Below are 13,641 nucleotides of genomic sequence, written 5' to 3'. Positions count from 1 at the left end.
AATTATTTTCTTATTAATACTGCTCATCGGCATTTGGGAAATCTTCAGACTTCACGTCGTCTACATAATGAGAAATTGCTTTTGTCATATCTTCATAAAGATTCATATAACGACGTAAAAAACGAGGATTAAACTCATACGTCATGCCCAACATATCATGCAGAACTAATACTTGTCCGTCAACACCGTTTCCTGCACCAATTCCAATAACAGGAATAGAAACACTTTTTGCTACTTCTTTGGCTAAAGCAGCTGGTATTTTTTCTACAACAATTGCAAAACAACCTGCTTTTTCAAGCATTAAAGCATCAGACTTTAATTGTTCGGCTTCTTGTTCTTCTTTTGCCCTAACGGTATAAGTTCCAAATTTGTATATAGATTGCGGAGTTAATCCTAAATGTCCCATTACTGGGATTCCAGCATGTAAAATACGTTTTATAGATTCTTTTACTTCTTTTCCGCCTTCCATTTTTACAGCATGGCCTCCAGATTCTTTCATTATTCTAATAGCAGAACGTAAAGCTTCTTTAGGGTCACTTTGATAACTTCCAAAGGGTAAGTCTACTACAACTAAAGATCGATCTATAGCTCTAACCACAGAAGACGCATGATAAATCATTTGGTCTAAGGTAATTGGTAACGTAGTTTCGTGGCCGGCCATAACATTACTGGCAGAATCACCAACTAAAATAACATCGATACCTGCTCCGTCTACAATTTTTGCCATGGTATAATCATAGGCTGTTAACATCGATATTTTTTCACCTTTAGACTTCATGTCCACTAAAGTCTTAACTGTGATTCTTTTATATTCTTTTTTTGCTGTTGACATCTTGTTTTTATTAGTTGTTTGTAAAAGTAAAGAGATTTGTTAAATTATTGATTAATCCAAGAAGGAATTATAAGATAATAGCACTCATTTTTTGGTATAACTAAAAATTAAAACAATTTAGTTTAATAATGATTAGAGCTATGTTTTATTTATGGGTTACGAGATTAGCAATCTGTTAAGTTTACACCAACTGCCAGACCACCTTCAGAGGTTTCTTTGTATTTAGAACTCATGTCTTTTGCGGTTTCCCACATGGTTTTAACTACTTTGTCTAAAGGAACTTTTACATTTTTTGGATCGGTTTCTAAAGCTAATTCTGCAGCGTTAATGGCTTTAATTGCTCCCATAGAATTACGTTCTATACAAGGAATTTGAACTAATCCACCAATAGGGTCACAAGTTAAACCTAAGTGATGCTCCATGGCTATTTCTGCAGCAACTAAAACTTGTTCTGGTGTACCACCTAATAATTCGGTTAACGCAGCAGCTGCCATTGCAGAGGACACTCCAATTTCGGCCTGACAGCCTCCCATTGCAGCACTAATGGTCGCATTCTTTTTAAAAATACTACCAATTTCACTAGCGACTAAAAGGAATTTTTTAATGTGTTCAAAATCCGCATTATGATTTTCAATCACCAAATAGTACATCAATACTGATGGAATAACACCTGCACTTCCATTTGTTGGTGCCGTAACTACACGACCTAAAGAGGCATTAACTTCGTTAACTGCCAAAGCAAAACAACTTACCCATTTTAAAATCTGACGGAATTTAACCTCTGTTTTTCTAATGGTTTCAAGCCATTCTTGAGGATTTTCATAAGTTTTATCACCAATAATATTTTTGTGCATATCAAAAGCACGACGTCTCACATTGAGTCCTCCAGGTAAATTACCTTCAGTATGGCAACCTGTGTACATGCATTCTAGCATGGTATTCCAAATACGTTTTAATTCAAAATCTATAGAATCTTCGTCTCGTATAGATTTTTCATTCTCCAATACCACACCAGATATTGGTAATTGCAACTGGTCGCAAAACTTAAGCAGTTCTTCGCCATATGCAATAGGATAAGGGAATGTGCAATAGAAAATAATCTTATTGGCTTTAGAGACTTTTCGTTCTTCTTGCACCACAAATCCGCCACCAATAGAGTAGTAGGTGTATTTGTAATTACGACCATTGATTAGCGCGGTAAAAATCATTCCGTTAGAATGAAAAGGAAGTGCTTTTCTGTTAAAAACAATGTTGGATTTGAAATCGAAAGGAATCGCACGTTCATTATTAAACATTAAAACATTAGTCGTTTTAACATCATCAATAATTGAGTTGATGTCTTCAATAGGCATGCGCTCTGGATCTGCACCTGTTAGGCCCAAAATTACAGCAAAGTCTGTGGCATGGCCTTTTCCTGTTAAAGAGAGAGAACCATAAAGATCTACGGTTATTTTTTCAACCTTATCAAAACGTTTTTTATCTTTTAATTCTTTTATCCAACGTTCAGCAGCTCGCCAAGGTCCTAAAGTGTGAGAACTCGAAGGTCCTACACCAATTTTAAGCATATCAAATACTGAGATACATTCCATTTAACTAAACAATTTTAAGAGGTACAAATATACAGTTTGTTTGAATGAAGCACTTAAAAAAAAAACAGCCTTGATTAAAAATCAAAGCTGTCAGTAGTTTTGTTATATAATTAAAATTATCGTTGCTGAAACTCTTCAATTCCATAGGTGCTCATAACTGCTTCTATATCTGAGTAATCTACTCGATTATAATTTGTTGTAGGGATAACAATAATTCTGAATATTTGATTTTGAGTCCAAACAGAATCTAAAATTTCTAAATTAGATCCGTCTAAAAATAATTGAACATCAAATTGTGTAAAATCAAAATTGTAAACCAAATCATTACCATCTTCAAAAATTACGGTTTGAGGCATTTGTCTCCAAATTTTTGTACCATCATCTAACGTATCCCACAAAATGTAAACTAAGACAACTTCGTCAGGGTAGACGTCGAAACCGAAAACAACATTGGCATCATAATTTGGAGCATTGAAACTTCTTGTAACTTCAAAAGCTGGCGCAGTTTCTCCATCATTTCCATCAAAACCTCGAGGTCCTTGATCTCCTTCACAACTGGTTAATAATATGGTAAGTGCGAATAAAAAATAGGTTATTTTTTTCATAGTATTTTATTTTTTATGAAAAATACTAAAATATAATTACTCAGTATCATTAGGAATGTTTTTTAACTAAAAATGGATTTAATTAATAAAAAAACACCTTCATTTTGAAGGTGTTTAGTTTTAAAATATAGTTCTGAGCTTCTTATTTAATTAAAAGCTTAAAGCTTTCTCCATTTTTTGTTTTCAAGATATAAGTACCAGCAGTTAAACTTGGTAATTGAAAATTCATTATGTTTTCTTTAGATACTATTTCACGACCTTGAAGATCAAATAATGATACTGAAACCATTTGGTTAAAATATACGGTTTGATTAGATTTTGAAGGATTAGGATACATTTTTAAGCCTTTAGATTGTAAATTGAATTCTTCTGTGCTTAAGGTTGTAGCATTAAGCGCATAGAAACTTAATGTAGAACTTACTTCGTTTGCCATAATCACTAAACCTGTGTCATTTGGACTGTTTTCTGGTGTAACATAGATTATGCCTTCTGGCCCTAAATCACCACCTTCATCGTCACCTAAATCTCTATTGTTAATGTATTTTTCAAAAACAGCATTGTTTGGATCAGTAATGTTATATGTCATAAACCCACCAACACGTTCTAAAGTGATAAACGCATATACTTGACCATCAATTTCTGTAACAGTAACACCTTCTGGTTCTGGACCTTTATTGTCACTTCTGTTTTTAAAATTGTTATTGCTGTTACTTGCATTAAATAAACCGCTATAAGTGGATTCGTTTGCTGTAATATGCTCAAAATCATCTCCACTGTCAAAAACTAATGCTCCTGTTGTGGCATTCCAAATACTAAAAGAACGTGATCCTAAAACGTGTATTTCATCAAAATCACCATCATTGTCAATATCTCCTGTTGCATTAGTTACTGTTAAGCGACCTAGGTTGCTATCTAGTTTTAAAAATTCTGCGTTAGGAAAAACCGTTGGATCTAGGTTTAAATCGCTTACACGCTCTTCTTCTTCAAATGTATCATATTCTCTAGCATCACCTTCATTGGCAGTGACTAAATACGTAACTCCGCCAACTTCGTAAGACGCCATAGCATCTGGCATATACATTCCTTTTATTGGCCAATTCGCTAAGAAAATAAAGTCGGTATCATCAGAAGCATCCAATGTGTTTCCAGCTAAAGCATGATCTTTTAAACCTAAAGGTAAAATAGAGGTAATTGTATTTGTTGTTAAATCAATAACACCAATAGCATTGTTTTCTTGAAGTGTTACGTATGCTGTTTGAGAATCACTTGAAAATGAAATGTATTCTGGTTCTAAGTCTTGAGACACGGAAGCATTTGGGCCAAAAACTCTAACACCTGTAGCTTGTAATGACGCTAATTGACTATCAAAACTATTAAAGTTAATACTTGTAACATTCGTTTGAGAAATATTACCTAATCCACCAGTAATATCGATGACTGAAATACTACCTTCAGGATCTACAGAATAATCATCATTTGGTTGTCCTTCGTTAGCGACCAAAAGTTTTGTACCATCAGGTGTGAAGCCTACCATATCAGGAAGGTTTCCAGCAGTTACTGTAGATAAAATAGTGCCATCAATATCGCAAAAGACAACAACGCCATCTTCAAGTGGTCCTTTAGAAATGCCAAGAGCCACTATATTATTCATATAAGCCACACTCGTTGGATCACCATAAGTAGATAAATCGATTGCACTAATTGTAGAAATGGCATTGATATCAGAAAAATCTATTATCTCTAATTTTTGGCCAGTTGAATTTAAAACAAATAAACGTTCTGAAACAGGATCATGAGCTACAATTTCTGCAGAACCAGCTCCATCAACTAAATAACTAGATAGATAGGTTATGTCTAAAACATCAGTTGCCAAAGGTGTTGCTATATCATTATCTATAATATAAACGCCTGTAGTTTCATAAGTACCTAAAGTTCCGTTGACAGGATTTGAAAGACTTAATATGAAAAGTTCATCCATTTCTACAACAGCATCATCTACAATAGGAATCGTAATTGTAATAGCTTCTGTAGAATTAGTAGGAAAGTCTATAGTTTGGTTTGTAAAAATGAAATCATCAGTTTCTGTGGCTGTTAATAATTCTGTAACTAAAATTACATCAATTGAAACGATGTTAGTTGTTGCTGCAGATAATTCTATAGAAATTTCTATGTTAGTTCCGTCTTCGCTTATAACAAAAGTACATTCAGAAAAGCTAATTTGTGGTGTAACGTTAGTTATAGGTGAATAACTTCCTGGAGAAGCAAAAACATTTTCGCCAATAGATGGACCTACCAAGTTTGTTGCAGGTGTCCAATTGGTTCCTTCGTTAAAATCTCCATCAGGATTTAATAATTCTAAAGAAGGACCATCACCATCAGCAGTTGTTGGCCAAGGTGCATCATCACTATATTCAACTTGTGAAATAACAATACCTTCAGAATTTTTAATTTCTAATAACTCACCACCATTACCTAAAGCGTTAGAAATAGCTTGAGGCATATCTAAAAATGACACTCCATAAAAGGCATCGGCAGAAGCTTTGTCAGTAGCTAACAAAACAATGACTTCTGAAGCTAATGTCATTTCAGGAAATATAAAACTAAAGTTTCCTTCATCATTAACGGTTATACCTCCTAAATTAATTGAATTTGCACTTTTATTATAGATTTCTAGAAATTCTAAAGCATCAGAATCATCTGAAGGTGCATTATACATTATTTCAGTAATGATTAATCCTGTGGTTAAAGCATTGTAAAATAGATTGTCACTCACGTAAGCAACAGTTTGGATATTATTAGAAGAATCTTCTAGATTATTAACAGTAAGTGTATAAGCTGTTCCTTCTATAAAACCCGAATGTGTAATGGTAGCTGTTAAAGTGTTATTATCATAAATAACAGAACTCACTGTTAAAGCCGAACTAAAAACATAATTGCTTAAAGTTTCTGCACTTGCTTGAGTTATGGTTTCAGTAAAAGTAACTTCTACTGAGTTTTGATTTGTTGCAATTGTATTAGCAACACTTGGTGGATTTGTATCTGTTGTAGAAATAGAAAAAGCTGTAGTGTCAAATGGAACATCAGGCGCTATAGTATCGATACTTTGATCTCCACTTTCATCTTGAATGTCATAATTAGTCATGTCATTTAAAGCAACTAAATAGCCATTAGGAGTAAAACCAGTTCTTACTCCTTTATAGGCAGCAATATCAGTTCCACTTGGATAAGTAATCGCAGTAGTACCTTCAGTAAGTCCTGTACCAGTTAATCCCGTTCCTGCACCATCGTCATAAGCAGAAGATGCATTTGCTACGGCAGCAATAAATGTAGTTGGTGTATCAATATCAGTTCCATGGTAAGCGAATATAGCTTCCGCTGAAGCAGAAAGTCCACCCGGAGAACCAACTATAGCGCCATGAGAGATGCTTGGAGTTGCACTAATGGTATAGAATGTAATAATGCTTCCAGCCGAAATTACAGTTGCTCCAGACTGCCATTGGTAATTAGCTTCTCCAGAATTAAATTCAGTTCCTGTCCATTCCTTGTCAGAAAAATAAATAGTTGTGTTTGCAGGAATGTCTACAAAAGTTACCATGGCAAAGTCATCATCTCCATCTGCATTAAAAGCGATGAAGGCCATATCTCCAGTATTCAGCTGAGCACTGCAAATACAAGTAAAAAGCATAAAGAATAATTGTAAAAAATGTTTCATAATTTTTGGTTGTTTTAGTTCTTGTGAAATTATCAACCAAAGGTTTCTTAATAGTGTACTCAATATTATAAAAGGATGAAGAAACTTTTAAGAATGTTAAGTGTGGGTTTACCTAATGTTGTGAAGTGTACAAATCTCATAACAATTTATTAAAGTGACATCATGTCATATTTTTTGTCATGGCATAATCATTGACTATTACTAATCGAGTTTAAAAAATAAATAATAACACGATACTTTCCGTGGAAGCGGAAAACAAATAACAAATATAATTATGAGTAAGATTATTGGAATTGATTTAGGAACAACAAACTCTTGCGTTTCTGTAATGGAAGGTAATGAGCCAGTTGTAATCCCAAACGCTGAAGGTAAGAGAACAACACCTTCAGTTATCGCTTTCGTAGAAGGTGGTGAAATTAAAGTTGGAGATCCAGCAAAAAGACAAGCAGTTACTAACCCAACAAAAACGGTTTATTCTATTAAGCGTTTTATGGGTAACAAGTATTCTGAGTCTAAGAAAGAAGCTGAGCGTGTACCATATAAAGTGGTAAAAGGTGACAACGATACGCCAAGAGTAGATATCGATGGTCGTTTATATACACCTCAAGAATTATCAGCAATGATTCTTCAAAAAATGAAGAAAACTGCTGAAGATTATTTAGGACAAGATGTGTCTGAAGCTGTAATTACAGTACCAGCATATTTTAATGATGCACAAAGACAAGCTACCAAAGAAGCTGGTGAGATTGCAGGTTTAAAAGTTCGTAGAATTATCAACGAACCAACAGCAGCAGCATTAGCTTACGGTATGGATAAAAAAGGTACTGATCAAAAAATCGTAGTATTTGATTTTGGTGGTGGAACGCATGATGTGTCTATCCTTGAATTAGGTGATGGTGTTTTTGAAGTATTATCTACAGATGGTGATACGCACTTAGGTGGTGATGATGTTGATCAACGTATTATTGATTGGTTAGCTGAAGAGTTTAAGGCAGATGAAAATATGGACTTACGTCAAGATCCAATGGCTTTACAGCGTTTAAAAGAAGCAGCTGAAAAAGCAAAGATTGAATTATCATCTTCTGCACAAACAGAAATTAACTTACCATACGTTACAGCTACAGCTAGTGGACCAAAACACTTGGTACGTACATTAACACGTTCTAAATTTGAGCAGTTAATAGACGATTTAATTAAACGTACAATTGAGCCATGTCAAACAGCTTTAAAAGCAGCAGGTTTATCTAAGAGTGATATTGACGAAGTAATTTTAGTAGGTGGTTCTACAAGAATCCCAGCAGTACAAGAAGCAGTAGAGAAATTTTTCGGAAAAGCACCAAGTAAAGGTGTAAATCCTGATGAAGTTGTTTCTTTAGGAGCAGGTATCCAAGGTGGTGTATTAACAGGTGATGTAAAAGACGTTCTTTTATTAGACGTTACTCCATTATCTCTTGGTATTGAAACTATGGGTAATGTTAAAACTAATTTAATTGAAGCAAATACAACGATTCCTACTAAGAAATCTCAAGTATTTTCTACAGCAGCAGATAATCAGCCATCGGTAGAGATTCACGTATTACAAGGTGAACGTCCAATGGCAGCAGATAACAAAACGATTGGTCGTTTCCACTTAGACGGAATTCCACCAGCAAGACGAGGAACACCTCAGATTGAAGTAACGTTTGATATTGATGCCAATGGTATCATTAAAGTATCTGCAGAAGATAAAGCTTCAGGTAAGAAACAAGATATTAGAATTGAAGCATCATCTGGATTAACAGAAGAGGAAATCAAAAAGATGAAAGCTGAAGCTGAAGCAAATGCAGAATCAGATGCTAAAGCAAAAGAAACGGCTGATAAATTGAATGAGGCAGATGCTATGATTTTCCAAACTGAAAGTCAACTGAAAGAATTTGGTGAAAAATTATCTGATGATAAGAAAGCACCAATTGAGTCAGCACTTGAAGAATTGAAAGCAGCATTCGAATCAAAAGATATCGCAGTTATTACGCCAGCTTTAGAGAAAATCAATGAAGCTTGGAAAGTAGCGAGTGAAGAAATGTACAAAGCACAAGCAGAAGGTGGTGCTGCAGGTCCTGAAGCAGGAGCAGAGCAACCAGCTGATGAGTCTAGCGATGTTGAAGATGTAGATTTTGAGGAGGTTAAATAACATAACCTTTAAGTTGGAAGTTTGAAAAAACTGAAGACTAACTAATAAGTAAAAACGCAATCATTAATTTGGTTGCGTTTTTTTTATTTGCATTTTTTATTTTTTTTCATTCTCATCCAACCCTTTTTGTTTTAAAAGCGTTTTTATTAATAGAAGCGAAAACTTAAGTGTGCTTTAAACAAAATTAATAATCATTTAAACACCACGTATTATGAAAAAAGTAAACTACATTATTATTTTAGTCTTAATTTTCAGTGTCAATTTAGTTATTGCTCAAGACGAGAATGCGAATACCTCAAAATTTACTTTCGGATTTGCTTTAAGTGAACAATTGGTAGGTAAAGATTCTGGAGAAAACTTTGAAGTGTCTTTGGGTTATGCTATCAGTAATGACATGAGCATATATTTGTCAGCTGCAAATGCAACTATGAGAAGTAAAGCATTGGATAAAAACTATAAATTAGATAAATATGGAATTCAGGTTACTTATGATTTTATGAAGTCTGAGAGTACTAAACTAGAATCCATATTTGGATTTTCATATATTAATTTTGATAAAAAAATTCTTGAAGACGATAACAACGGACTAGGTATGGATTTAGGAGTTCAAACTACTTTCAACTTAAAAAGTAGATTTAATTATGGATTAAGACTTGTTTCTACTTTCAGTAGTTTTTCGCCAGGAGGTATACTAAATGCAGGTATAATATTTAGATATAGAATTTAAAACTAAAGATAATTAAAGTGTTAGCTATAGGCAAATCGGTTTGCTACATTAAGAATTAGAAGAAACAAGTCATTATATAAAGAACCAGCAACAAACAATGTCAAAACTAGTATCTATAAATCAAAATGTTAGTGAGCTGGTCGGATTAGCGCAAAAATCCAACCAAAAAGCACAGTTAGCACTTTATGATACGTTTTCTGGGAAGATGCTTGGAGTTTGTAGACAATACATTAAAGATTTGCAATTTGCAGAAGATGTAATGATTACGTCATTTCATAAAGCATTTCAAAATATTAATAAATATGAGCCTTATGGTAGTTTTGAAGGTTGGTTAAGACGTATTATGGTACGTGAATGTATTTCGTATTTACGCATTCAGAAGAATAAATTTAATGTAGTTGAAATTGGAGATTACTATTTCACACAACCAGCTTCAACAACGGATAATTCTACTTCAGATATCATACAGAATGCAGTAGACCAACTTCCTATTGGTTGTAAAACCATCTTTAATCTTTATGTGATTGAAGGTTATAAACATAGAGAAATATCAGAACTATTAAATGTAAGTATAGGTACTTCAAAATCGCAATTAGCGCATGCTAAAAAGCTTTTAAAAAGTAGTCTTGCTAATTTAAATAATAAAGAGAATGGAACCCGATAATATAGAAAAGTTAATTCAAGATAACTTTAAAGATAGAAGTATAGAACCATCTTCACAAGCTAGAGAACGCTTAATTGTGGCTCTAAACACTGAACCAAAAAAGAAGAAAAAACTTTGGATAAATTATGCCGTAGCTGCATCGTTAGTTTTAGGATTATTATTTGTTGGTAGTAAATTATTATTTAAAGACGGAGTAGTAGAACAACCTGTTGAAATCAGTTTTGAGAAAGAATTACCAAAAGACACTCAAAATGAAATTACACCAAACCTTATAAAGCAAAATAACGCATTAGCATTAGAAGGTCAGCAAGATTCTAATCAAGAAACTGAAATTAAAAAACGGTCTAAAATGGTTTCTAATTCAAAAGAGCTAAAGTCTAAAAATAAAGTAGCAGAACAAAACCTTCAAACTAATGAAGAAGATGAATTACCATTAGAAAATCCTACAGTTATTATTGAAAAAGAGCTTGTAAAAGTAAAAGAAACTGAAGGTATTGCAGAAGTACAGTCGCTAAATCAATTTCAATACATTACAGCAGAGCAACTTTTGGAGTCAGCAGGAAAGGATAGCAGTTTAATTTTAATTCAGAATAAAAAACAGTTATCAGATTCTTATTTAGATTCAGATCAACTTTTACTTGAAATGGAAAAGGAATTATTCGACGAAAAAAACAAAAGCATTTTTAAGAAAGCAGGTAAGCAGCTTAAGCAACTAAATGAAGCTGTTGCCAACAGAAATTACGAACACAACAATTAATCACTTTAAACTATTTTATTATGAAGCAGACAATTTTATTACTTGCCATGTTATGTTGTACGTCATATTTAATGGCGCAGACTAATACTTTTGAAAAGAAAGCAGCAATTATTGCCTCGAGAATTGATTCTATCACTACCTCAGAAAAAAGTACATTAAAAAAAGAGCTAAAGAAGATTGATAAGAAGGTAGAAAAAAATGAGATAACTTCAGAAGCAGCTGAAATAGAAAAAAGGAAACTAGCAAGTTACCATGCAAAACGCATTAATGATGCTGTTTTTATTGAAGAACAACAGCTACAAGCTTTAATTAAAAATAAAGTTAGTGGTAAATTAGAGATTTATGATGAAGAAAACGAACGAAATAGACCATTGATAACCGTTTTTGAAGAGGAAAATTTTTATAAAGATTCCATTAGCGGTTTAGAAGTAGAAAAACGTTTTACTACCCAATTTGTGTTTGCTTTAGGGATGAACACCATTTTAAATGGTGGTGATTATTATGGAGACGGTTTTAAAGTGAACCCTCTAGGTTATGGAGAATTAGGGTTTACTTTTAAATACAGACTTAAAGAACATACCAATCTTTGGAATCTGAAATTTGGATTATCAATGATGACAGATGACATAAGACCAAAAGAAGATAATGATATTTTGGTGACTAATGGTAACCAAACCACGCTTGAAGATATTGGTTTTGACTTGAAAAAATCGAGGCTTAATAATTTATCATTTGCGATTCCTATACATTTAGAATTAGACTTTTCAAAACCACAATACCATAAAAAAACAGAGCAAACGTATTTGCGTTCTCAACGTGGCTTTAGATTAGGTCTCGGTGGTTTTTTCTCAGTAAGAACTCATACATCTCAATTTATTAAATATAAAGCGGATGGTAAAGATATAAAGCAGACAGAAATTTACCATTTTAACATGAACAATTTTAATTTTGGACCAAGTGTTTATTTTGGTTACAGAGACGTGAGTATTTATGCTAAATATGATGTAAATCCTGTGTTTAAGAATAATCCAGAAGACATAAATACACTCTCAATTGGTTTAAGACTAGATATAAACTAGAATACAAGTCCAATAATTTGGTTTGTGAAATCAACGTAATTACTCGGTAATTAATTAAGTGATTGCGTTTTTTTAATTTTAATTTCAGATAAAAATATGTCTTTTTGTGTTGAGGTTCATTGCAATTATCTTAAGTGATAAGTTTAACTGATAGTGTCAATTTTCAATATTATTTATAGAAGTTTCGTACTTTCGAGGTCTAATATATAAGCATGTCTTTTTCATATCATAAGCCTACAATTTATACACCAAAACGATTAGCTGTAAAGCTCAACGCAAAAGGCGAACAATTTGTTGTAAAAGGACATCCTTGGGTGTTTTCTAACAGCATTGTAAAAATAAATGACAATGCCAATACAGGTGATTTGGCTATTGTTTTTAGTAAGAATAAGAATAAAGTGGTTGGATTAGGACTTTATGATGCAGAGTCTCCAATTCGAATTAAGATCATTCATAATGCGGAAACAAAAGTTGAGATTAATGCAGCATTCTTTCATCATAAAATAGAAGTTGCTCTAGAAAAGCGGTTAGAATTACTTCAAACCAATACCAACAGTTATCGTTTATTATTTGGAGAGAATGATGGTTTCCCAGGATTAATAGCAGATGTTTATGATAATGTATTGGTCGTAAAATTATATTCGGAAATTTGGTTACCATATTTAGAACCTATTTTAGAGAGTTTACAGCAAATTTCGGAAGCTAAAACGGTTGTAATGCGTCTAAGCCGGAATTTACAAAATAGTAAAAATCATAATTTTAAAGATGGTGAAGTTATCTTTGGGACTCTTGAAAATCAAGTTGTTGAGTTTGTAGAGCATGATGTGAAATTTTCTGCAAATGTGATTAAAGGTCATAAAACTGGTTATTTTTTGGATCATAGAGCTAATAGAAGACGCGTTGGTATATTAAGTAAGGGTAAATCTGTATTAGATGTGTTTTCTTATGCTGGAGGATTTTCTGTACACGCATTGGCTAATGGTGCAACCGAAGTTACTAGTTTAGATATTAGCAAGCAAGCCTTAGATATGGCTCGCGAAAATGGGAAGCTTAATGCATATTCTGGAAAGCACAAAACCATCTCTGGTGATGCTTTTGAAGAAATGAAAGGCCTCATAAAGAAAGGAAAAACCTACGATGTTGTGGTTATTGATCCGCCAAGTTTTGCAAAGCAACAATCTGAAATTGATTTAGCGAAAAAGAAATATGCACAATTAGCTGAGCTAGGTGAGAAGCTTACTTCAAAAAATGGACTTTTAGTTTTAGCATCTTGCTCATCGAGAGTATTAGCAGAAGATTTCTTTGATTTAAATGAACGTGTTTTAAACGCACAATCTCGACTTTTTGAAACTGAGCTTAAAACCAAACACGATAGTGATCATCCTATTGCATTTGCAGAAGGTGCTTACCTAAAATGTGGCTATTATCGTTTTTTAGAATAACATTTTAAAAGTGAACTATTATAAGTAATTGTAAACAAAAAAAGAATTGGTATTGAAACGTATT

The 13,641-nt window shown here is 33.2% G+C and carries 10 protein-coding genes; 6 read left to right on the top strand and 4 right to left on the bottom strand.

Annotated elements, in window-relative coordinates; all coding sequences use genetic code 11:
• Positions 1-13: 13 nt before the first annotated feature.
• The 4 genes from panB to ACJJVO_RS06125 form a co-directional block, all read right to left on the bottom strand.
• Positions 14-832, bottom strand: a complete 819-nt coding sequence (panB, locus tag ACJJVO_RS06140) for a 3-methyl-2-oxobutanoate hydroxymethyltransferase (RefSeq protein WP_405571712.1) — start codon at positions 830-832, stop codon at positions 14-16.
• Positions 833-996: 164 nt separating this feature from the next.
• The gene (locus tag ACJJVO_RS06135) at positions 997-2,421 is read right to left on the bottom strand and encodes an L-serine ammonia-lyase (protein WP_405571710.1); all 1,425 of its coding nucleotides are present in this window, start codon (positions 2,419-2,421) and stop codon (positions 997-999) included.
• 116 nt (positions 2,422-2,537) lie between these two features.
• The gene (locus ACJJVO_RS06130) at positions 2,538-3,026 is read right to left on the bottom strand and encodes a hypothetical protein (RefSeq protein ID WP_405571707.1); all 489 of its coding nucleotides are present in this window, start codon (positions 3,024-3,026) and stop codon (positions 2,538-2,540) included.
• Between the two features lie 142 nt (positions 3,027-3,168).
• Positions 3,169-6,738 carry a choice-of-anchor I family protein gene (locus ACJJVO_RS06125; RefSeq protein ID WP_405571706.1) on the bottom strand — a complete coding sequence of 1,190 codons (3,570 nt, stop codon included), beginning with the start codon at positions 6,736-6,738 and terminating at the stop codon, positions 3,169-3,171.
• Between the two features lie 274 nt (positions 6,739-7,012).
• On the opposite strand from ACJJVO_RS06125, the gene dnaK reads away from it, so the two are divergent.
• From dnaK to ACJJVO_RS06095, 6 genes are all read left to right on the top strand, one after another.
• The gene (gene dnaK, locus ACJJVO_RS06120; RefSeq protein WP_405571703.1) at positions 7,013-8,908 is read left to right on the top strand and encodes a molecular chaperone DnaK; all 1,896 of its coding nucleotides are present in this window, start codon (positions 7,013-7,015) and stop codon (positions 8,906-8,908) included.
• A 211-nt stretch (positions 8,909-9,119) separates the two neighbouring features.
• Positions 9,120-9,635 (top strand): outer membrane beta-barrel protein, encoded by a 516-nt coding sequence (locus ACJJVO_RS06115; protein ID WP_405571700.1) that lies wholly within the window; start codon positions 9,120-9,122, stop codon positions 9,633-9,635.
• 97 nt (positions 9,636-9,732) lie between these two features.
• Positions 9,733-10,299, top strand: coding sequence for an RNA polymerase sigma factor (locus ACJJVO_RS06110; protein WP_405571697.1), 567 nt, complete (start codon positions 9,733-9,735; stop codon positions 10,297-10,299).
• Positions 10,286-11,056 carry a hypothetical protein gene (locus ACJJVO_RS06105; protein WP_405571695.1) on the top strand — a complete coding sequence of 257 codons (771 nt, stop codon included), beginning with the start codon at positions 10,286-10,288 and terminating at the stop codon, positions 11,054-11,056. Before ACJJVO_RS06110 ends, ACJJVO_RS06105 begins: the two co-directional genes overlap by 14 nt.
• A 20-nt stretch (positions 11,057-11,076) precedes the next feature.
• Complete coding sequence (locus ACJJVO_RS06100; RefSeq protein ID WP_405571693.1) at positions 11,077-12,135, top strand: hypothetical protein; 1,059 nt, start codon at positions 11,077-11,079, stop codon at positions 12,133-12,135.
• A gap of 212 nt (positions 12,136-12,347) precedes the next feature.
• The gene (locus ACJJVO_RS06095; protein ID WP_405571691.1) at positions 12,348-13,577 is read left to right on the top strand and encodes a class I SAM-dependent rRNA methyltransferase; all 1,230 of its coding nucleotides are present in this window, start codon (positions 12,348-12,350) and stop codon (positions 13,575-13,577) included.
• The last annotated feature ends 64 nt before the right edge of the window (positions 13,578-13,641 follow it).

The organism is Winogradskyella sp. Asnod2-B02-A (assembly GCF_045063645.1).
GTDB lineage: Bacteria > Bacteroidota > Bacteroidia > Flavobacteriales > Flavobacteriaceae > Winogradskyella.
Note: the sequence above shows the minus strand (reverse complement) of the source record. Positions and strands in the feature narration are given on the sequence as shown.

Bases quoted from the DNA above. Each gene is read 5' to 3' on its own strand.
- ACJJVO_RS06125 (WP_405571706.1), bottom strand. From the start codon at position 6,738: ATGAAACATTTTTTACAATTATTCTTTATGCTTTTTACTTGTATTTGC.
- ACJJVO_RS06100 (WP_405571693.1), top strand. From the start codon at position 11,077: ATGAAGCAGACAATTTTATTACTTGCCATGTTATGTTGTACGTCATAT.
- dnaK (WP_405571703.1), top strand. From the start codon at position 7,013: ATGAGTAAGATTATTGGAATTGATTTAGGAACAACAAACTCTTGCGTT.
- ACJJVO_RS06130 (WP_405571707.1), bottom strand. From the start codon at position 3,026: ATGAAAAAAATAACCTATTTTTTATTCGCACTTACCATATTATTAACC.
- panB (WP_405571712.1), bottom strand. From the start codon at position 832: ATGTCAACAGCAAAAAAAGAATATAAAAGAATCACAGTTAAGACTTTA.
- ACJJVO_RS06110 (WP_405571697.1), top strand. From the start codon at position 9,733: ATGTCAAAACTAGTATCTATAAATCAAAATGTTAGTGAGCTGGTCGGA.
- ACJJVO_RS06115 (WP_405571700.1), top strand. From the start codon at position 9,120: ATGAAAAAAGTAAACTACATTATTATTTTAGTCTTAATTTTCAGTGTC.
- ACJJVO_RS06095 (WP_405571691.1), top strand. From the start codon at position 12,348: ATGTCTTTTTCATATCATAAGCCTACAATTTATACACCAAAACGATTA.
- ACJJVO_RS06135 (WP_405571710.1), bottom strand. From the start codon at position 2,421: ATGGAATGTATCTCAGTATTTGATATGCTTAAAATTGGTGTAGGACCT.
- ACJJVO_RS06105 (WP_405571695.1), top strand. From the start codon at position 10,286: ATGGAACCCGATAATATAGAAAAGTTAATTCAAGATAACTTTAAAGAT.